The following is an 18,936-nucleotide window of genomic DNA, read 5'->3' as shown; positions in this document are numbered from 1 at the left end:
GAATTCGAACTGGGAGACACGCGATGGCCCGTTACAACGATGGCACTCAGCAGTCCGACAGCAAGGCTCGTCGGCAACAGGAAGACCGCCGGCGCATGGAATATCGCCGCGCCATAGAGACCTGGTCCGACCAGCGTCGCTTGCTCCAGGAAATCACTGACTACCCGGAAATCCAGGCCGTTACGGTGTGGCAGGTGGCAGGGGCAAGCGCCCAGAGAACCGCTCAACCAGCGCACTGATCTGCGTGCGCTCGGTGCGGATAAAGCCCAGGAAGGCCAAGGCCACCGGCGACAGCCGCTTGGCCTTGGCCTGGACGATGCACCAGCTGCGGTACAACGGCAGTTCCTCGACGGGCAGTTCGCGCAGGATGCCCGTGGCCAGTTCCAGGTTCAGGGCGTGACGCGTCAATAGGGCCACGCCCAGGCCTGCGATAACACATTCGCGCTGGGCATCGGCCGAGGCCACTTCAAGCGTCTGCGTGAAGTGCACGCGCTTTTCCTTGAAATACTCCTCGCAGGCCTTTCGGGTGCCTGAGCCTTGTTCGCGAATCAGCAGTGTGTGCGGCTCCAGGTCCTGCAAGCGAAGGGTTTCGAGTTGGCACAACGGATGATCGGGTGGGGCTACGGCCACAATCGGGTTATTCAAGAACGGCATGAACTCCAGGCCCATGTCTGGGGGCACCATCGACATGATGATCAAATCGTCGCGGTTATCCGAAAGCCGGCGAATCGCCTGTGCGCGGTTGACCACCGTCAGTGTCAGGTTGACTTCCGGGTGCTGGCGCTTGAAAGCGGCGAACAAGTGAGGCACGAAATACTTGGCGCTGGACTCGATCGCCAGCTTCAGTTGCCCCTGTAGCGAGCCCTGCATATCGGACAGCTGCATATCGAAGCTTTCCAGGCGCCCGAAAATGTCCCGGCTGGCCCGCTGCAAAGCCTCAGCCGCCTCGGTTAGGTACAGTTTCTTACCGATATATTCGAAAAGTGGCTGCCCAACGAGCTCCTCAAGCTGACGAATCTGCAGGCTGACAGCGGGTTGTGTCAGCGCCATTTCCTCGGCAGCACGGCTGTAGGAACGCAAATCACAGACTTCATTGAAAATCTGCAATTGACGCAATGTCATACGCATCAATGACTTACGCATTTTGTATCTCTATTGTTCTTAGCTATTGAGCTGACTATAAGCTTTCACTAATGGTGAACCTAACAAATATTGATTTTTGTTTATCTTGCAGTGACGTTAGGGTGATTGTGCGACTGGCCAGCGACGCTGAGTCACGCGCCGACCGGTTTTTCCGGTACGTCTGTTTCATCGGTCGAGGAACCTCCAAGTGATAAAAAAGATCCTGATCGCCAACCGTGGTGAAATCGCTGTACGGATCGTGCGTGCTTGCGCCGAGATGGGCATTCGCTCGGTAGCGATCTATTCCGACGCCGATCGCCATGCCTTGCATGTCAAGCGGGCGGATGAGGCTCACAGCGTCGGTGCCGAGCCGTTGGCCGGTTACCTGAACCCACGCAAGCTGGTGAACCTGGCTGTGGAAACCGGTTGCGACGCACTGCACCCAGGTTATGGCTTCCTTTCGGAAAACGCCGAGCTTGCTGAAATCTGCGCCGAGCGCGGTATCAAGTTCATTGGCCCTTCAGCTGAAGTCATTCGCCGCATGGGCGACAAGACTGAAGCCCGCCGCAGCATGATCAAGGCTGGCGTGCCGGTTACCCCCGGTACCGAAGGCAACGTGTCCGGCATCGAAGAGGCATTGAGCGAGGGTGAGCGTATCGGTTACCCGGTCATGCTCAAGGCAACCTCCGGTGGTGGTGGCCGTGGTATCCGTCGCTGCAACAACCGCGAAGAACTGGAACAGGCGTTCCCTCGGGTCATTTCCGAAGCGACCAAGGCTTTCGGCTCTGCCGAAGTGTTCCTGGAAAAATGCATCGTTAACCCCAAACACATCGAAGCCCAGATCCTGGGTGACAGCTTTGGCAACGTGGTGCACTTGTTCGAGCGCGATTGCTCGATCCAGCGCCGCAACCAGAAGCTGATCGAAATTGCCCCAAGCCCTCAACTGACCCCTGAACAGCGCGCCTATATCGGCGACCTGTCGGTGCGCGCGGCCAAGGCTGTAGGCTACGAAAACGCCGGTACCGTGGAGTTCCTGCTCGCCGATGGCGAGGTGTACTTCATGGAGATGAACACTCGCGTGCAGGTGGAACACACCATCACCGAGGAAATCACCGGCATCGACGTTGTTCGCGAACAGATCCGCATCGCTTCGGGCCTGCCGCTTTCGGTCAAGCAGGAAGACATTCATCACCGTGGCTTTGCGCTGCAGTTTCGGATTAACGCGGAAGACCCGAAAAACAACTTCCTGCCCAGCTTCGGCAAGATCACTCGTTATTACGCGCCGGGCGGCCCTGGTGTGCGCACCGACACGGCGATCTATACCGGCTACACCATTCCACCGTACTACGACTCGATGTGTCTGAAACTGGTGGTCTGGGCGCTGACCTGGGAAGAGGCCATGGACCGCGGCCTGCGCGCGCTGGATGACATGCGCCTGCAAGGCGTGAAGACCACGGCTGCCTACTACCAGGAAATTCTGCGCAACCCGGAATTTCGCAGTGGCCAGTTCAACACCAGCTTCGTTGAAAGCCACCCTGAACTGACCAACTACTCGATCAAGCGCAAACCCGAAGAGCTGGCACTGGCTATCGCTGCCGCCATCGCCGCCCACGCAGGCCTGTGAGGAATAGAACAATGTCCAAGAAGATTCATGTAACCGACACCATCCTGCGCGACGCCCACCAATCGCTGCTCGCGACCCGCATGCGCACCGAAGACATGCTGCCGATCTGCGACAAACTCGACAAAGTGGGCTACTGGTCCCTGGAAGTCTGGGGTGGCGCAACGTTCGACGCCTGCGTGCGCTTCCTCAAGGAAGACCCGTGGGAGCGTCTGCGCAAACTGCGCGCGGCACTGCCTAACACTCGCCTGCAAATGCTGCTGCGCGGTCAGAACCTGCTTGGCTACCGTCATTACAGTGATGACGTGGTCAGGGCGTTCGTCGCCAAGGCTGCCGTCAATGGCATCGACGTATTCCGTATCTTCGACGCCATGAACGACGTGCGTAACCTGCGCGTGGCCATCGAAGCGGTCAAGGCAGCGGGCAAGCATGCCCAGGGCACCATCGCCTACACCACCAGCCCTGTACACACCATCGACGCCTTCGTCGCCCAGGCCAAGCAGCTGGAAGCCATGGGTTGCGATTCGATCGCGATCAAGGACATGGCTGGCCTGTTGACCCCATACGCCACTGGCGAACTGGTCAAGGCCCTGAAGGCCGAGCAGTCGCTGCCGGTGTTCATCCATTCTCACGACACCGCCGGCCTGGCTGCCATGTGCCAGCTCAAGGCGATCGAGAACGGCGCCGACCATATCGACACCGCGATCTCCAGCTTCGCCTGGGGCACCAGCCACCCAGGTACCGAGTCGATGGTTGCCGCCCTTAAAGGCACCGAATTCGACACCGGTATCGACTTGGAGCTGCTGCAGGAAATCGGTCTGTACTTCTACGCAGTCCGCAAGAAGTACCACCAGTTCGAAAGCGAGTTCACCGCCGTCGACACTCGCGTACAGGTCAACCAGGTGCCAGGTGGGATGATCTCCAACCTCGCCAACCAGCTCAAAGAGCAGGGCGCCCTGAACCGCATGAACGAAGTGCTGGCCGAAATCCCACGCGTTCGTGAAGACCTGGGCTTCCCACCGCTGGTGACCCCGACGTCGCAAATCGTCGGCACCCAGGCGTTCTTCAACGTGCTGGCTGGCGAGCGCTACAAGACCATCACCAACGAGGTGAAGCTGTACCTGCAAGGCGGCTACGGCAAGGCGCCGGGTGTGATCAACGAGCAGCTGCGTCGCCAGGCCATTGGCAGCGAAGAAGTGATCGATGTGCGTCCAGCTGATTTGCTCAAGCCTGAGATGACCAAGCTGCGTGCTGACATCGGCAGCCTGGCTCGTTCGGAAGAAGACGTGTTGACCTTCGCCATGTTCCCGGACATCGGTCGCAAGTTCCTTGAAGAGCGTGAAGCCGGCACCCTGACGCCTGAAGCACTGCTGCCGATCCCTGAAGCAGGTGCTGTGCGCTCGGCCGGTGGCGAAGGCGTACCGACCGAATTCGTCATCGACGTGCACGGTGAAACCTACCGCGTCGACATCACCGGTGTAGGCGTCAAGGCCGAAGGCAAGCGCCACTTCTACCTGTCCATCGACGGCATGCCGGAAGAAGTGGTGTTCGAACCGCTCAACGAATTCGTCGGCGGCGGTAGCAGCAAGCGCAAGCAAGCCAGCGCTCCGGGCCATGTCAGCACCACCATGCCAGGCAACATCGTTGATGTATTGGTCAAGGAAGGCGACGTGGTCAAGGCCGGCCAGGCCGTGCTGATCACCGAAGCGATGAAGATGGAGACTGAAGTGCAGTCGGCCATCGCAGGCAAGGTCACCGCGATTCACGTGGCCAAGGGCGACCGGGTCAACCCGGGCGAGATCCTGATTGAAATCGAGGGCTGATAGCCCTCGGTTGTAACGGTTAACCTCTGGGGAGCTTCGGCTCCCCTTTTTTTGTTGTCGCGCCTAAACGCCTGCTTTTGGGTAGGAGCCAGCCTTGCCGGAATGCCGTACCACTGCGATGAACGCACCGCGGTTTGTCTGATGCACCGCGGTGTGTTCATCGCAGTGGTCCGGCATTCCGGCAAGGCTGGCTCCTACCCTGGATTTGTGTCGTCCTCAGGACAAGGCCCGGCATTCTTCCAGCGTGCGAATTTGCCCACTCACTGATTGGTTTTCCGCCGACAGCCAGCGCTCAAACCCGGCACGCACCGTTGGCCATTGATCGTCGGTGATCGAGTACCAAGCGGTGTCGCGGTTACTGCCCTTGGTCACCATGTGCTTGCGGAAGATCCCTTCGAATTCGAAGCCAAATCGTTCGGCCGCGCGCTTGGAGCGGGCGTTGTCGTTGTTGCATTTCCACTCAAGGCGGCGGTTGCCCAGTTCGAAGGCCAGTTTGGCCAGAAGGTAGATCGCTTCGGTACCCTTGGGTGTGCGCTGCATGGCGGCGCCGAAGGCGATATGGCCGATTTCGATGCGGCCATGCTCAGGCACGATCGACATCAGGGTCAGCACGCCCTGGGCCTTGCCAGTGGGCAAGTCGATAACGCTGTAATACAGCGGGTCGGTGCTGGCGGCATTGCTATCCAGCCATTCATCGAAGGCCTCGCGCTCTGTGAACGGCCCGTAGGCAAGGTAGTCCCACAGCACGGGGTCGCTATCGGGGCCTTGCAGCGCTTGCCACAAGTCTTCGTCGTGCTGGCGTGGGTTGAGCTTCTCCAGGCGAATGAAGCGCCCGGTCAGCGGGGTGGGGTCCGGGCGTCGGGCGGGGTCCCAGTTCAAGGTATCGATGGGCATGTTCATCTCTTGAGCCTCACAGCGGCTTGCGAAATTGGATGAAGCCTGGGCGTTCGGCGATCCGCTCATACAACTGGATGGCGGTGGCGTTGGTTTCATGGGTTAGCCAGTGGACCTTGGCACAACCGGCTTGGCGAGCCGCAGCATAGACGTATTCGATCAGTTGGCGACCCACGCCGCTGCCGCGCTGATGTTCACTGACCAGCAAGTCTTGCAGGTAGCACGAGTTCTCGAGGGTCCAGCACGACCGATGATAAATATAGTGCACCAGGCCCACGGCTTCGCCGTCCTGCCAAGCCAGCGCGGCATTGATCGGCTCGCCCGAATCGAGCATGCGCTGCCAGGTCACGGCATTGACGTTGTCGTCGATCCTTGTTTCATAGAACGCCTGATAGGCCTGCCACAAGGTCAGCCAGGCAGCGTGATCTTGAGCGGTGACTGGACGAGTTTCTATGGCTGACATGGATAGGGCTCCCTGTGTATGACGCGAATGGTCGTATGCTAGGCAGGCCATTGGACCGTTGTAAGGGCCATTTACCGTCTACAGGGTCGGCGACGGCACCTATGTCGCTGATTTACCTCAGCGATTGGTAAAGGCCGCAAATCTATCCACACAACTATCCACAGGGTTGCGAACAGGGTTATCAACAGCCTTATCCACAAAATGTCAAAATTTAACTGTTGATTTGTACAGTAAAGTTATCCACACAGCGGCCCTGAATCGACTGGAAAATCACACCATCGCGATGCCCAAAAGGGGTCCTGCGAAGGCTTTTCGGGTGGGTGTACCTGCCTTCGACCTGTTTCCCTTTGACGTCTGGGCCAAGCTGCAGTCGGCTTTTTGGCGAAAACCGCCCTTGCAATTGTTGGGTTATACAGAGCCTGCTGGGGACCCGAGATTACGTGAACTGATCGCCGTTTACCTGCGTCGCTCACGAGGCTTCTCCTGCACGGCTGAACAAATTGTGATCACCAGTGGCGCGCAGCAAGCCATTAGTCTTTGTGCACAGATGCTGGTGGAGCCGGGTGACGTCGTGGCTGTGGAAAACCCTGGCTACCGGGCAGCCGGTCATGCCATTGCCATGGCTGGGGCGCGATTGCAGGGGGTGGCCGTTGATGAGCACGGTTTCGATGTCGTTGCCCTCGATAGACTGCCTGAATGCCGAATGGCCTATGTCACGCCGTCTCACCAGTACCCCAAAGGCGTCACTTTGAGCCTCGCTCGGCGGCTGGCACTGCTGGCCTGGGCCGAACGGACCGGGGGCTGGATCATCGAGGATGATTACGACGGCGAATAGCGCTATAGCGGTGCGCCGCTAGCGCCTTTGGCGGCGCTGGATCGCCAGAGCAGGGTCTTGTATGTCGGCACGTTCAGCAAGATCGCCTTCCCGGCATTGCGCTTGGGCTACCTGGTAGTGCCGCAGGCTTTGGCGCAGGTTTTTGCCCATCGCAAGGCCACCGCCATCCCGCCACAGCGAGATCGGCACACAGGCAGTCATGGCCGAATTCATGGCCGCGGGGCACTTTCAGCGACACATTCGGCGCATGCGCAAGGCCGCCTTGAGCCGGCGCGATGCGCTGATTGCAGGTTGGCCTGTGGATATTCCCGGTTGTGCGGGCATGCCGCCCATCGCTGCCGGCCTGCATGTGCGGGTTCCCGTGGATAATCTGGCCACCGAGCGAAGCCTGGTGTTAAATGCCCCCCAATACCTCTATTGCAACTCGCCGCATAAGTCCAATTCCAGCAATCGACGTATCTCTTCGGCCGCCAGCCCCGCGCCCAGGAGCATCTGCAATTTACCGAACGCCGCTTCGCGGGTCATGCCGCCGCCCGACACGACCCCCACACTGCGCAAGCGGCTCCCGGCCTCATAGACGTCCAGCTCCACGCCGCCTTCATGACACTGGGTGATCGCCACGACCACCACGCCCTGGGCCTGGGCATGGCTCAAGGCTGCCATGAATTGGGCGTCATCGCAGGGCCCTGTGCCGCTACCAAAGCACTCCAGCACCAGGGCTTGTACGCCGCTGTCGATCACGGCCAATAACGGTCGGGCTGAAAACCCCGGCACCAATGGCAACACCGCGACCGAGGCAACGTGCTTGGGCTGGCGATAATCCAGTGCTGGCGGCAGCTCGCTGATACGTGCCGCGCCGCCCTGGCGGTTGAGCCTGATAAACGGATGGCGACCAAAACTGCGGACTTTGGCGCAACGGGTCGGCGCCAACAGTTCGCCGTGGAAATACACCTGCACCCCTGATGGCTGGCCGGCTGTCAGGGCCAAGAGCGCGCCATTGAGGTTTTCCCAGGCATCGCTGTCCGGCGCGCCAGCCGGCAGCATCGAGCCGGTAAACAGCACCGGCACGTTCAGGCCCAGCAATTGAAAGCTCATCGCCGCAGCACTGTAAGCCAGGGTATCGGTGCCATGCAGGATCAAGACGGCATCGCAGCCGTCTTCATCCACTGCCTTGATGATCGCTTCGCGCAGGCGCTGCCAATAGGCTGGCGTCATGTTGGCGCTGTCTATCAAGGGCAGCAGTTCGCGAAAGCTCCAATGCGGTACGCCAAGCTCGGGTTGCTCGGCCAATTGCTCGCGCATACGCTCTTCGAAGCCAGAAGCAGGTGCCAGGCCATTGGCGCTTTGCTGCATACCGATGGTGCCACCGGTGTAGAGCACTTTGATGTGCTGGGTAGAAGTCATTGTCCGATCTCCAAGTTCAGTCCGTGGCCAACATTACCGAAGACGGATCTGTAGGAGCAAAGCTTGCTTGCGATGGCCATAGGTATCTACACATCTTTTGGTGTACTGCATTTCGTAGCAGTGGACGAGTAGAACGAGGCCACGTCCGGCTGCGCAGCAGTCGTAAAACCTGGCACTTCAGTATTCAGATACACCGCGAGTACAGGCTTTGCGAGGACTACGTCCCCGGACCTGGCCTCGCTGAACTCGTCTACTGCTACGAATGTAGCCGCTGACGAGGTACGAGGCTGCGATCGGCAGCGAAGCGGCCGTAAAACCTGAGACCGTAATCCATCAGGCACACCGAAGGGCCTGAATTTACGACGGCTTCGCCGCCGATCGCAGCCTCGTACCTCGGCAGCGGCTACAAGAGCCGCGCTGCCCCAGAATTGTGTAGATACCTATGTTGCGATGGCTGCACCGCAAAAACCAGAGACTTGCGCCAGCGGTAGCAGCTACCTCTGAATTTTTTCGACGCCGTAATCGCAAGCAAGCTTTGCTCCTACACTCCCAAAACATAAAAAAAGGGCCCGGAGATCATCGTCTCAGGGCCCTGAAAGGTGAGAGGTGTCTAGTCCCTCGACCTGGTGAGCGTGTTACAGCGTTTGGTTTATGCCTTCAAAGGCACCAGACGCGGAGCAATCATGTGTTCCGGCTTGAGGATGTCGTCGAGCATGGCGTCGTCGAGCAAGCCTTCTTCGCGGACCAGTTCCAGTACGCCGCGGCCGGTTTCCAGCGCAATACGGGCAATACGGGTGGCGTTCTCGTAACCGATGAACGGGTTCAGTGCGGTCACCAGGCCGATCGAGTGTTCGACCAGCTCGCGGCAGCGTTGCTCGTTGGCGGTGATACCGACGATGCAGTGTTCGCGCAGCATGTCCATGGCGCGTTGCAGCAGGCGGATCGAGTCGAAGATCTTGTAGGCGATCAGCGGCTCCATCACGTTCAGCTGCAGCTGGCCACCTTCGGCCGCAATGGTCAGGGCCAGGTCGTTACCCATGATCTCAAAGGCAACCTGGTTGACCGCTTCCGGGATAACCGGGTTGACCTTGCCGGGCATGATCGAGCTGCCTGGCTGACGCGCTGGCAGGTTGATCTCGTTGATGCCGGTACGCGGGCCGCTAGACAGCAGGCGCAGGTCATTGCAGATCTTCGACAGCTTGACCGCGGTACGCTTGAGCATGCCGGAGAACAGCACGAAGGCGCCCATGTCGGAGGTGGCTTCGATCAGGTCGGCAGCTGGCACCAGTGGCTGGCCGCTGATGATGGCCAGGCGCGAAACGGCCAGGAGCTGGTAGCCAGGGTCGGCGTTGATGCCGGTACCGATGGCGGTACCACCCAGGTTCACTTCGGTCAGCAGTTCTGGAGCCAGCGAGCGCAGACGGTTCAGGTCTTCGGTCAGGGTCGTGGCGAACGCACGGAATTCCTGGCCCAAGGTCATCGGAACAGCGTCTTGCAGCTGGGTGCGGCCCATTTTCAGGACGTGGTTGAACTCTTGACCCTTGGCCGCGAAAGCCTGGATCAGGCTGTCGAGGCTGGCTAGCAATGCGTCGTGACCCAGCAGCAGACCCAGGCGGATCGCCGTTGGGTAGGCGTCGTTGGTCGACTGCGCCATGTTCACGTCGTTGTTCGGGTGCAGGTATTGGTATTCGCCCTTGCTGTGGCCCATGGCCTCCAGCGCGATGTTGGCGATGACTTCGTTGGCATTCATGTTGGTCGAAGTGCCAGCGCCGCCTTGAATCATGTCCACCACGAACTGGTCGTGGAAGTCGCCGCGGATCAGGCGTGCACACGCTTCGCTGATGGCAGCGTGCTTGGCTTCGCTCAGGTGACCCAGCTCGCGGTTGGCGTCAGCAGCGGCCTGCTTGACCATCGCCAGGCCTACGACCAGTTTCGGGTAGTGCGACAACGGAACACCGGAGAGGTGAAAGTTATTCACAGCTCGCAGGGTCTGGATGCCGAAATACGCGTCAGCAGGAACTTCGAGAGTGCCGAGCAAGTCTTTTTCGATGCGGAAGGATGCAGCGGAGGACATGATAGAGATGATCTCAGTTTTGGCCCGGCCTGTGCCGGAATGCTGCCAATGCTAGGCTTGTGGAATATTTATGCCCAATGCTGTTACTCGCTGCCCTATGCACAAACGGCATAATGTTGGCTGTGACGCCGAAAGCAATTCGAGCGTATGAATTTTATTTGACGTGTCCGTGGAGGACGTCATGAACCTGGAAAGTAAATGGCTGGAAGATTTCAGCGCACTGGCCGCTACGCGCAGCTTCTCGCAGGCTGCAGAACGGCGCTTTGTGACCCAGCCAGCCTTCAGCCGGCGTATCCGCAGCCTTGAGGCAGCATTAGGCCTGACCCTGGTCAACCGCTCGCGAACGCCTATCGAGTTGACCGCTGCCGGGCAGTTGTTCCTGGTGACCGCCCGCACAGTGGTCGAACAGCTGGGCGAAGTGTTGCGTCACTTGCACCATCTGGAAGGCGGGCAGGGTGAAGTCATGCAAGTGGCGGCGGCTCACTCTTTGGCGCTCGGATTTTTCCCACGTTGGATCGCGCAACTTCGCAATGAAGGTCTGAATATCGCCACACGCTTGGTCGCAACCAACGTAGGCGATGCAGTGCATGCCCTACGCGAAGGCGGCTGCGATCTGATGCTGGCTTTCTATGACCCGGATGCTGCGTTGCAGATGGACTCTGAAATCTTTCCGTCCCTGCACTTGGGCCACACGGAAATGCTGCCGGTGTGCGCCGCTGATGCCCAAGGCCAGCCATTGTTTGACCTGGAGGGCGAAGGCAGCGTGCCTTTGTTGGCGTATACCACGGGTGCATTCCTGGGGCGGTCAGTGAATCTGTTGCTGCGCCAACGCAACCTGCGCTTTACCACGGTGTACGAAACAGCCATGGCCGACAGCCTGAAAAGCATGGCACTTGAAGGGCTGGGGATCGCCTGGGTGCCACAGTTGAGCGTGCGCGCCGAACTTGCCCGGGGTGAATTGGTCGTTTGTGGAGGCCCGCAGTGGCACGTGCCACTGGAAATTCGCCTGTACCGCTGTGCCTTGGTACGCAAGGCCAACGTGCGCTTGTTGTGGCGTAAACTCGAAGGTGGCGCGGCTTCGGGCACGGCTTGACTCAAAAGTCAGCCAAGGCGTTGAACATTCAGGCCAACAGTTGGTCGTCGGGGGTCTTTCAAGCCGGCGCTTTGCGGTATACTGCGCGGCCTTCGGCCGGTCCAACCGGCCCTTTTTCGCATACAAGCCACGCCGGTAGTCCCCGCGTGGCTTGTTGTTTTTTGACGCGCCTGCGGGCGCCAAAGCAGAAGAGGCACGACGATGAGCGCACTGGTTGGCGTGATCATGGGCTCCAAGTCCGATTGGTCCACCCTGAGCCATACGGCTGACATGCTGGAAAAACTCGGCATTCCTTACGAAGTGAAAGTCGTTTCGGCACACCGGACACCCGACTTGCTGTTCCAGTACGCCGATGAGGCCGAGAGCCGCGGTATCGAGGTGATCATCGCCGGTGCCGGTGGCGCTGCCCACCTGCCGGGCATGTGCGCCGCCAAGACTCACCTGCCGGTACTGGGTGTGCCGGTGCAGTCGGCCATGCTCTCGGGCGTCGACTCGCTGCTGTCGATCGTGCAGATGCCAGCGGGCATTCCGGTCGCTACCCTGGCCATCGGCAAGGCCGGCGCCATCAACGCAGCCCTGCTGTCGGCGAGTATCCTGGGCGCCAAGCACCCGCAGTTCCACGCTGTGTTGAAGCAATTTCGCGCGGAACAGACAGACAACGTCCTGGAAAATCCAGATCCACGCCAGGCCTGAGGTTTCAAGCATGAAAATCGGTGTAATCGGTGGCGGCCAGTTGGGCCGCATGTTGGCCCTGGCGGGCACTCCGCTGGGCATGAACTTCGCTTTCCTCGACCCCGTGCCGGACGCCTGTGCCGCGCCGTTGGGTGAGCACCTTCGCGCCGACTACGGTGACCAGGACCACCTGCGCCAGTTGGCCGACGAAGTTGATCTGGTAACGTTCGAATTCGAGAGCGTGCCGGCTGAAACCGTCGCCTTCCTGTCCCAGTTCGTACCGGTCTACCCGAGCGCCGAGGCCCTGCGCATCGCGCGGGATCGCTGGTTCGAGAAGAGCATGTTCAAGAACCTGGGTATTCCAACGCCGGATTTTGCCGACATCCAGTCGCAAGCCGACCTGGATGCTGCAGTGGTCAGCATTGGCCTGCCTGCGGTCTTGAAAACCCGCACCCTGGGTTATGACGGCAAGGGCCAGAAAGTGTTGCGCACCGCAGCCGATGTCGTCGACACCTTTGCCGAGCTTGGCAGCGTGCCGTGCCTGCTTGAAGGTTTCGTGCCGTTCACCGGCGAAGTGTCGCTGATTGCGGTACGTGCTCGTGATGGCGAGACTCGCTTCTACCCGCTGGTTCACAACACCCATGAAGACGGCATTCTGCGCCTGTCGGTCGCCAGCGAAGACCACATGCTCCAGGGCTTGGCTGAAGACTACGCCAGTCGCGTGCTCAAGCAACTCGACTACGTCGGTGTGCTGGCATTCGAGTTCTTCGAAGTCGATGGTGGCCTGAAGGCCAACGAAATCGCGCCACGGGTCCACAACTCCGGGCATTGGACCATCGAAGGCGCCGAATGCAGCCAGTTCGAGAACCATCTGCGTGCCGTAGCCGGCTTGCCGCTGGGTTCGACCGAGAAGGTCGGTGAAAGCGCCATGCTGAACTTCATCGGTGAAGTCCCGCCCGTAGAGCAAGTGATCGCGGTCGACGACTGCCACCTGCATCACTATGGCAAGGCCTTCAAAGTCGGCCGTAAAGTCGGCCATGCGACCCTGCGTTGTGCCGACATGGACACCCTGGTGCAGCAAATCGCCAAGGTCGAAGCCCTGATCGCGGGCTGATCGCAATACCTGCCGGCAACAGGGAACCCTCCTGTTGTCGGTGCTCTCTGATGGCAGGATGCCAAAGTGCTGACTAGGCTGTGGCTAAGTCAATCCGTTCAGAGGGAATCCCATGGGAATCATCGGCACTATCTTCATCGGCCTGATCGTTGGCCTGCTTGCGCGTTTTCTCAAGCCGGGCGACGACCAAATGGGCTGGATCATGACCATTCTGCTGGGTATCGGTGGATCGCTTGCAGCCACTTATGGCGGCCAGGCGCTGGGTATCTATCAGGCAGGCCAGGCGGCAGGCTTCTTGGGTGCCCTGGTGGGCGCGGTCATTCTGTTGGTGTTGTACGGCATGCTCCGCAAGAACTGACTCCATTACTGACCAAAGTCCCTCTGCGCCCATGACGCAGAGCGCTAGAATGCGTGGCGTATACCTCTTTGGAAGTTCACTCGATGATACGCCGTGTACTCTTGATGACGCTGTTGCTGTCCAGCGGCCTGGCCCAGGCACAACTGCCGGAAACCGATTGGCTGGAGTTGATGCCCGCGTCTGACCAGCAGGCGTTGGAGCAAATGCCAGAGATCGATCACGACAGCCCCGAGGCCAACGGCACCTTCACTGACAAAGGTGGGTTGAAGCAGAGCAAGGGCTTGCCGGCCGTGATGTATTCGACCAAGACCGTGGCAGCCATGAACGGCAAGAAAATTCGCTTGGGCGGCTACCCGGTGCCCTTGGAAACCGACGCCAAGGGCAATAGCACGCTGTTCTTCCTGGTCCCGTACCCCGGCGCCTGTATCCACGTTCCACCACCGCCGCCCAATCAACTGGTGCTGGTGCGTTACCCTCATGGCTTGAAGCTGGACGACATCTACACGCCGCTGTGGGTGACCGGAACGCTCAAGGTGGAGAAGGTCAACAATGACCTGGCCGACGCGGCTTATGCGCTGGATGCGGGGAGTGTGCGGGTAGTGACAGAAGCTGATCTCTGAGGATGTAGGAGCAGACCTTGGTCGCGATGGCCTCACCGCGGCAAGCCAGGTACACCGCGGTGAGCATAGGTATCTACACATCTTTTGGCGTACTGCTACGAATGTAGCCGCTGACGAGGTACGAGGCTGCGATCGGCAGCGAAGCGGCCGTAAAACCTGAGACCATAATCCATCAGGCACACCGAAGGGCCTGAATTTACGACGGCTTCGCCGCCGATCGCAGCCTCGTACCTCGGCAGCGGCTACAAGAGCCGCGCTGCCCCAGAGTTGTGTAGATACCTATGTCGCGGTGAGGCCATCGCGGCTAAAGCCTGCTCCTACAGCGGTTCGCTGGCGATCTTGACGCTCAACACATGACTGGCCGCCGGCCCCAGGCTGACGATGTCATCCCAGACGTTCGCCGTTTCGATACACAACATCCGCTGCCAGCCATCATCCGCCATGTCCACCAACTCCCGGGCGCGGTCTATCCAGGGGTTCCAGATCACCGCCGAGCGTGATCCGCTGCTGGTGATGTGGATGCGGCGTTTCCAGGTCGGGTCGATGATGCTGATCCGCTCGGGTGATTTGAGGTAGATCCGGTCGGTTTCGCCATTGAACTGCAAGGCGCCTTCCTGCTGGTGAGGCTGCCATTCGGCCAGCGTCTCGATATAGGTCAGGCCTTCGACGCCTTCAACCTTGACGTTGCGCACATCGCTGACCGCAAAGTAGCTGTGCAGCGCTTGGCTGATCATCGCGGTGGTGTCGCCCAGGTTAGTGCTGGTGAGGGTCACGGTCAGCTGTTCACCCATCTCGATGCTCAACTTGAGCTCGACCTTATGGGGCCAGCCGGGCAAGTCGCCCACCGATTCCGGCAAGCCGAAATCCACTCGCAAGGCTTCGCCGCTGCTGTCGATACCTAGTAATTCCCAGTCGCGACCGCGCACCAAGCCATGGGCAGGTGCTTCTTTACCGCGATACATGGCCTGCACGGGCTGAGGGTTGCGCGCCAGATGGCCAAACCAGGGCCAGCACACCGGTACACCGGCGCGCACAGACTTGCCCTGTATGAACACGGCTTGATCGCTGAGCCACAACAGCGGTTCTTCTCCGACCCGCTGGTAACTGAGGATTTGTGCGCCTTGTTGGGCGACCAGCAATTCGGCGCGCTCATCGCTGATTCGCCAGCAATTGAGTTCGCCCTGCTTTTCAGACTCGACCTTTGGAGGGAACATGCGGTGCTCTCATTCAGTTGCCTGTAGGGTTTGGACCGTACCGAAGTCGATGAGTTTACCGCGCGACCCGCTTAGCGACGAGGTGGGACCGAACGAGTGCGGCCGCTACCGTCGATGGCAACGAAGACAAACACCGCTTCAGTGACCTTGCGCCATTCGCTGGACAGGGGATCGTCGCTCCAGACTTCCACCATCATCTGGATCGAGCTGCGGCCGATTTCCAGAGCCTGAGTATAGAAGGATAACTGCGCGCCGACCGCCACCGGCACCAGGAAGGCCATGCGATCAATCGCCACGGTCGCCACGCGTCCGCCTGCGACCTTACTGGCCATGGCAGTACCGGCCAAGTCCATCTGAGCGACCAGCCAGCCGCCAAAAATATCGCCGAAACCATTGGTTTCACGGGGTAACGCCGTAATCTGCAAGGCCAGGTCGCCTTGCGGAATAGGATCTTCTTGTTCGAGTTCAATCATGCCGGGGGCCTCTGACCCATGACGCTTCGTTGGTTGGCGTACTGCATACACGCCTCGAAAACGATTCAGCATCAAACATACTACGCTGCTTTCGCTTGCGGGGGCGTTCCAGGGGAAACTCTGCGAAATCGACTGAAACTGGCGCTCAGCAACGTTTTCGCACAGCACCCCCACGTGGACCCAACCTTTTTGTTACATCACGCAGTATATAGAGCCGAATCTTCTGCGACGACCGTTGAGTTTTGTTTATGACCGCAGAAATGACGGGATCTGTGCTTTTTTCTGCAATTTGCTATCGTGCGATTCTTCCTACAAACCCTTTCCTGCGCTGGTTCGGCTTGATTTGCACTAATAAGAGACATCTCACATGACTTCCGTTCCCTCGAGCGTCGCACAATCTTCGCGACCGCTGACCCGAAACGATTACAAAACCTTGTCCTTATCTGCACTGGGCGGTGCGCTCGAGTTTTACGATTTCATCATTTTCGTGTTCTTCGCCACCGTCGTTGGCAAATTGTTCTTCCCGGCCGAAATGCCGGAGTGGCTGCGCTTGATGCAGACCTTCGGGATCTTTGCCGCCGGGTATCTGGCACGCCCCTTGGGCGGTATCGTCATGGCGCATTTTGGCGATCTGCTCGGCCGCAAGAAAATGTTCACCCTGAGCATTTTCATGATGGCCGTGCCCACACTGATCATGGGGCTATTGCCCACTTACGCACAGATTGGCATGTGGGCGCCGATCTTGTTGCTGCTGATGCGGGTGATTCAAGGCGCTGCGATCGGGGGGGAAGTCCCCGGCGCGTGGGTGTTTGTTTCCGAGCATGTACCGGCGCGCAATACCGGCTACGCCTGCGGCACCCTGACGGCAGGCCTTACCGCAGGCATTCTGCTGGGCTCTCTGGTCGCGACCATGATCAACAGCCTGTACAGCCCCGAGCAGGTTGCTGATTACGCTTGGCGTATCCCGTTCCTGTTGGGCGGGGTATTTGGCCTGATGTCGGTGTACCTGCGCCGCTGGCTCCACGAAACGCCAGTATTTGCCGAACTGCAGCAGCGCAAGGCGCTGGCCGAAGAGATCCCGCTGCGGGCCGTGTTGCGTGACCATCGTGGCGCCATCGTGTTGTCGATGCTGCTGACCTGGCTGCTGTCGGCCGGGATCATCGTTGTGATCCTGATGACCCCCACCGTGCTGCAGACCGTCTACGGCTTCAGCGCCACCGTTGCCTTGCAGGCCAACAGCCTGGCGATCGTATTCCTGAGTATCGGTTGTGTGATTGCCGGCAGCCTGGCTGATCGCTTTGGCGCCGGTAAAGTCTTCGTTTTCGGCAGCCTCGCACTATTGATCAGTTCCTGGACCTTCTATCACAGCTTGCAGGCCCATCCAGACTGGCTGTTCCCGCTGTATTCGCTGACTGGCTTTCTGGTCGGCACCATCGGTGCGGTGCCTTTTGTGATGGTGCGGGCGTTCCCGCCCGTGGTGCGTTTCAGTGGCCTGTCATTTTCCTACAACCTGGCCTACGCTATTTTCGGTGGCCTGACCCCGGTGGTGGTGACCTTGCTGCTCAAGGCCAACCCCATGGGCCCGGCTTACTACGTGGCCGGCATCTGCACCATTGGTCTGCTCGTTGGCCTTTATTTGCTGGCGACCAAGCGCTAAGACCGCTCTGCCTCAACCTTCCTTACATTTTGTAAAGGCCAGCTCCCGATTTGGGTGATGGCCTTTCATCTAATTGTCACATTCCATTCATAGAGTGGTCATGCGGCCTGCAGATACTTGGGCCCGATCCATCTAACCCCAATCCTGCTTGGAGTAAGGCATGAAACTGAAGCGTTTGATGGCGGCCCTGACTTTCGTCGCCGCTGGCGTTGCCACCGCTAATGCGGTAGCCGCTGTTGACCCTGCTATTCCGACCTACGTCAAAACCACTGGCGTGTCGGGCAATCTCTCCAGCGTCGGTTCCGATACCCTGGCCAACTTGATGACCCTGTGGGCTGAGGCCTACAAAAAAGAATACCCGAACGTGAACATTCAGATTCAGGCTGCCGGTTCTTCGACCGCGCCACCTGCCCTGACTGAAGGCACCGCCAACCTGGGCCCGATGAGCCGCAAGATGAAGGACGTCGAGCTGCAGGCTTTCGAACAGAAGTACGGCTACAAGCCTACGGCTATCCCAGTTGCCGTTGACGCCCTGGCTGTATTTGTCCACAAGGACAACCCGATCAAGCACCTGACCATGGAGCAGGTCGATGCGATCTTCTCCTCGACCCGTCTGTGTGGCGCCAAAGCCGAAGCCAAGACCTGGGGTGACCTGGGCGTGACAGGCGACCTGGCCAACAAGCCGGTTCAACTGTTCGGTCGTAACTCGGTATCCGGCACCTACGGTTACTTCAAGGAAGCAGCCCTGTGTAAAGGTGACTTCAAGCCAAACGTCAACGAACAACCTGGCTCGGCTTCGGTCGTGCAGTCGATCAGCAGCTCGCTGAACGGCATCGGTTATTCGGGCATCGGCTACAAGACCGCCAGCGTGAAAACCGTTCCTCTGGCCAAGAAAGGCAGCAGCGAGTTCGTCGAAGACACCGAAGAAAACGCACTGAACGGCAAATACCCGCTGTCGCGCTTCCTCTACGTCTACGTCAACAAGGCACCGAACAAGCCTCTGGCCCCGCTGGAAGCCGAGTTCGTGAAGCTGGTCCTGTCTCAGGCCGGTCAGCAAGTTGTAGTGAAAGACGGCTACATCCCACTGCCAGCCAAAGTTGCCGCCAAGGCACTGGCTGACCTGGGTCTGCAAGAAGGCGCCGTGAAGGCCACCGTGTCGCACTGAGTGTGAACTTGGCGCAGTCTGGCAATCACCAGATTGCGTCGCAAATTGGAGTCCGCTGCCAGGAGGTTCGAGGCGGCGGGCTTTTTTGCGTCACTGCACTGTCATGTTTCTGTCATATGAGATCGCTAGGGTGTGCGCATGAATGATCTGGCCAACTCCACAATGACTCAAAAATCCCCCCCCGTGCGGATTGACTTCAATACGCCCGAACTGCAGCGCAAGCGTCGTCTGCGTGCACTCAAGGATCGCCTGACCCGCTGGTATGTACTGGTAGGCGGGCTGGCCGTGCTGGCCGCGATCACCTTGATTTTCTTCTATCTGGCGTATGTGGTCG

At 59.3% G+C, this 18,936-nt stretch carries 17 protein-coding genes and 1 pseudogene; 11 read left to right on the top strand and 7 right to left on the bottom strand.

Annotated elements, in window-relative coordinates:
* The first annotated feature begins 23 nt into the window (after positions 1–23).
* On the top strand, positions 24–239 hold the full coding sequence (locus tag AC3IX4_RS28550) for a PA3496 family putative envelope integrity protein (RefSeq protein ID WP_489258630.1): 216 nt from the start codon (positions 24–26) through the stop codon (positions 237–239).
* On the opposite strand, the gene AC3IX4_RS28545 is transcribed toward AC3IX4_RS28550, so the two are convergent.
* Entirely contained in the window at positions 181–1,143 is a 963-nt protein-coding gene (locus AC3IX4_RS28545; protein ID WP_489258629.1) for a LysR family transcriptional regulator, read from the bottom strand. The two genes, AC3IX4_RS28550 and AC3IX4_RS28545, sit on opposite strands and share 59 nt — an antisense overlap.
* Positions 1,144–1,330: 187 nt before the next feature.
* On the opposite strand from AC3IX4_RS28545, the gene AC3IX4_RS28540 reads away from it, so the two are divergent.
* Both AC3IX4_RS28540 and oadA read left to right on the top strand, forming a co-directional pair.
* Positions 1,331–2,746, top strand: coding sequence for an acetyl-CoA carboxylase biotin carboxylase subunit (locus tag AC3IX4_RS28540; RefSeq protein ID WP_489258628.1), 1,416 nt, complete (start codon positions 1,331–1,333; stop codon positions 2,744–2,746).
* Positions 2,747–2,757: 11 nt separating this feature from the next.
* Positions 2,758–4,566: a sodium-extruding oxaloacetate decarboxylase subunit alpha gene (gene oadA / locus AC3IX4_RS28535; RefSeq protein WP_489258627.1), complete on the top strand. Its 1,809-nt coding sequence runs from the start codon at positions 2,758–2,760 to the stop codon at positions 4,564–4,566.
* A gap of 216 nt (positions 4,567–4,782) precedes the next feature.
* On the opposite strand, the gene AC3IX4_RS28530 is transcribed toward oadA, so the two are convergent.
* Both AC3IX4_RS28530 and AC3IX4_RS28525 read right to left on the bottom strand, forming a co-directional pair.
* Positions 4,783–5,460 carry a GNAT family N-acetyltransferase gene (locus AC3IX4_RS28530; protein WP_489258626.1) on the bottom strand — a complete coding sequence of 226 codons (678 nt, stop codon included), beginning with the start codon at positions 5,458–5,460 and terminating at the stop codon, positions 4,783–4,785.
* 16 nt (positions 5,461–5,476) lie between these two features.
* Positions 5,477–5,923: a GNAT family N-acetyltransferase gene (locus tag AC3IX4_RS28525; protein WP_489258625.1), complete on the bottom strand. Its 447-nt coding sequence runs from the start codon at positions 5,921–5,923 to the stop codon at positions 5,477–5,479.
* A gap of 82 nt (positions 5,924–6,005) precedes the next feature.
* Between AC3IX4_RS28525 and AC3IX4_RS28520 the strand changes: the two are divergent.
* Positions 6,006–7,161, top strand: a pseudogene (locus AC3IX4_RS28520) (aminotransferase-like domain-containing protein); the annotation flags it as partial.
* Between the two features lie 11 nt (positions 7,162–7,172).
* Here the strand turns inward: AC3IX4_RS28520 and AC3IX4_RS28515 are convergent.
* Positions 7,173–8,162, bottom strand: a complete 990-nt coding sequence (locus AC3IX4_RS28515; RefSeq protein WP_489258624.1) for an asparaginase — start codon at positions 8,160–8,162, stop codon at positions 7,173–7,175.
* 649 nt (positions 8,163–8,811) lie between these two features.
* Positions 8,812–10,236, bottom strand: a complete 1,425-nt coding sequence (gene aspA / locus AC3IX4_RS28510) for an aspartate ammonia-lyase (protein WP_489258623.1) — start codon at positions 10,234–10,236, stop codon at positions 8,812–8,814.
* A gap of 181 nt (positions 10,237–10,417) precedes the next feature.
* Here aspA and AC3IX4_RS28505 point away from each other — a divergent pair, with 181 nt between their 5' ends.
* The 5 genes from AC3IX4_RS28505 (at position 10,418) to AC3IX4_RS28485 (ending at position 14,093) form a co-directional block, all read left to right on the top strand.
* The gene (locus AC3IX4_RS28505) at positions 10,418–11,329 is read left to right on the top strand and encodes a LysR substrate-binding domain-containing protein (RefSeq protein WP_489258622.1); all 912 of its coding nucleotides are present in this window, start codon (positions 10,418–10,420) and stop codon (positions 11,327–11,329) included.
* A 201-nt stretch (positions 11,330–11,530) separates the two neighbouring features.
* Complete coding sequence (gene purE, locus AC3IX4_RS28500; protein WP_489258621.1) at positions 11,531–12,022, top strand: 5-(carboxyamino)imidazole ribonucleotide mutase; 492 nt, start codon at positions 11,531–11,533, stop codon at positions 12,020–12,022.
* A gap of 10 nt (positions 12,023–12,032) precedes the next feature.
* Positions 12,033–13,115: a 5-(carboxyamino)imidazole ribonucleotide synthase gene (locus AC3IX4_RS28495; RefSeq protein WP_489258620.1), complete on the top strand. Its 1,083-nt coding sequence runs from the start codon at positions 12,033–12,035 to the stop codon at positions 13,113–13,115.
* 112 nt (positions 13,116–13,227) lie between these two features.
* Positions 13,228–13,473 carry a GlsB/YeaQ/YmgE family stress response membrane protein gene (locus tag AC3IX4_RS28490; protein WP_489258619.1) on the top strand — a complete coding sequence of 82 codons (246 nt, stop codon included), beginning with the start codon at positions 13,228–13,230 and terminating at the stop codon, positions 13,471–13,473.
* 83 nt (positions 13,474–13,556) lie between these two features.
* On the top strand, positions 13,557–14,093 hold the full coding sequence (locus AC3IX4_RS28485; protein WP_489258618.1) for a DUF3299 domain-containing protein: 537 nt from the start codon (positions 13,557–13,559) through the stop codon (positions 14,091–14,093).
* 317 nt (positions 14,094–14,410) lie between these two features.
* Here AC3IX4_RS28485 and AC3IX4_RS28480 read toward each other — a convergent pair whose 3' ends face one another.
* Positions 14,411–15,307 (bottom strand): D-hexose-6-phosphate mutarotase, encoded by an 897-nt coding sequence (locus AC3IX4_RS28480; RefSeq protein ID WP_489258617.1) that lies wholly within the window; start codon positions 15,305–15,307, stop codon positions 14,411–14,413.
* 71 nt (positions 15,308–15,378) lie between these two features.
* On the bottom strand, positions 15,379–15,780 hold the full coding sequence (locus AC3IX4_RS28475; RefSeq protein ID WP_150640794.1) for an acyl-CoA thioesterase: 402 nt from the start codon (positions 15,778–15,780) through the stop codon (positions 15,379–15,381).
* Between the two features lie 367 nt (positions 15,781–16,147).
* On the opposite strand from AC3IX4_RS28475, the gene AC3IX4_RS28470 reads away from it, so the two are divergent.
* Together AC3IX4_RS28470 and AC3IX4_RS28465 are read left to right on the top strand one after the other, a co-directional pair.
* Positions 16,148–17,437 (top strand): MFS transporter, encoded by a 1,290-nt coding sequence (locus AC3IX4_RS28470; protein ID WP_489258616.1) that lies wholly within the window; start codon positions 16,148–16,150, stop codon positions 17,435–17,437.
* A gap of 160 nt (positions 17,438–17,597) precedes the next feature.
* Positions 17,598–18,602 carry a phosphate ABC transporter substrate-binding protein PstS gene (locus tag AC3IX4_RS28465; protein WP_489258615.1) on the top strand — a complete coding sequence of 335 codons (1,005 nt, stop codon included), beginning with the start codon at positions 17,598–17,600 and terminating at the stop codon, positions 18,600–18,602.
* The last annotated feature ends 334 nt before the right edge of the window (positions 18,603–18,936 follow it).

The organism is Pseudomonas sp. KH_021 (assembly GCF_057838865.1).
The sequence above is the reverse complement of the archived record's forward strand: the minus strand, read 5'-3'. Positions and strand labels throughout refer to the sequence as shown.

Bases quoted from the DNA above. Each gene is read 5' to 3' on its own strand.
- aspA (WP_489258623.1), bottom strand. From the start codon at position 10,236: ATGTCCTCCGCTGCATCCTTCCGCATCGAAAAAGACTTGCTCGGCACT.
- AC3IX4_RS28465 (WP_489258615.1), top strand. From the start codon at position 17,598: ATGAAACTGAAGCGTTTGATGGCGGCCCTGACTTTCGTCGCCGCTGGC.
- oadA (WP_489258627.1), top strand. From the start codon at position 2,758: ATGTCCAAGAAGATTCATGTAACCGACACCATCCTGCGCGACGCCCAC.
- AC3IX4_RS28475 (WP_150640794.1), bottom strand. From the start codon at position 15,780: ATGATTGAACTCGAACAAGAAGATCCTATTCCGCAAGGCGACCTGGCC.
- AC3IX4_RS28480 (WP_489258617.1), bottom strand. From the start codon at position 15,307: ATGTTCCCTCCAAAGGTCGAGTCTGAAAAGCAGGGCGAACTCAATTGC.
- AC3IX4_RS28505 (WP_489258622.1), top strand. From the start codon at position 10,418: ATGAACCTGGAAAGTAAATGGCTGGAAGATTTCAGCGCACTGGCCGCT.
- AC3IX4_RS28515 (WP_489258624.1), bottom strand. From the start codon at position 8,162: ATGACTTCTACCCAGCACATCAAAGTGCTCTACACCGGTGGCACCATC.
- AC3IX4_RS28470 (WP_489258616.1), top strand. From the start codon at position 16,148: ATGACTTCCGTTCCCTCGAGCGTCGCACAATCTTCGCGACCGCTGACC.
- AC3IX4_RS28495 (WP_489258620.1), top strand. From the start codon at position 12,033: ATGAAAATCGGTGTAATCGGTGGCGGCCAGTTGGGCCGCATGTTGGCC.
- AC3IX4_RS28490 (WP_489258619.1), top strand. From the start codon at position 13,228: ATGGGAATCATCGGCACTATCTTCATCGGCCTGATCGTTGGCCTGCTT.
- AC3IX4_RS28550 (WP_489258630.1), top strand. From the start codon at position 24: ATGGCCCGTTACAACGATGGCACTCAGCAGTCCGACAGCAAGGCTCGT.
- AC3IX4_RS28525 (WP_489258625.1), bottom strand. From the start codon at position 5,923: ATGTCAGCCATAGAAACTCGTCCAGTCACCGCTCAAGATCACGCTGCC.
- purE (WP_489258621.1), top strand. From the start codon at position 11,531: ATGAGCGCACTGGTTGGCGTGATCATGGGCTCCAAGTCCGATTGGTCC.
- AC3IX4_RS28530 (WP_489258626.1), bottom strand. From the start codon at position 5,460: ATGCCCATCGATACCTTGAACTGGGACCCCGCCCGACGCCCGGACCCC.
- AC3IX4_RS28545 (WP_489258629.1), bottom strand. From the start codon at position 1,143: ATGCGTAAGTCATTGATGCGTATGACATTGCGTCAATTGCAGATTTTC.
- AC3IX4_RS28485 (WP_489258618.1), top strand. From the start codon at position 13,557: ATGATACGCCGTGTACTCTTGATGACGCTGTTGCTGTCCAGCGGCCTG.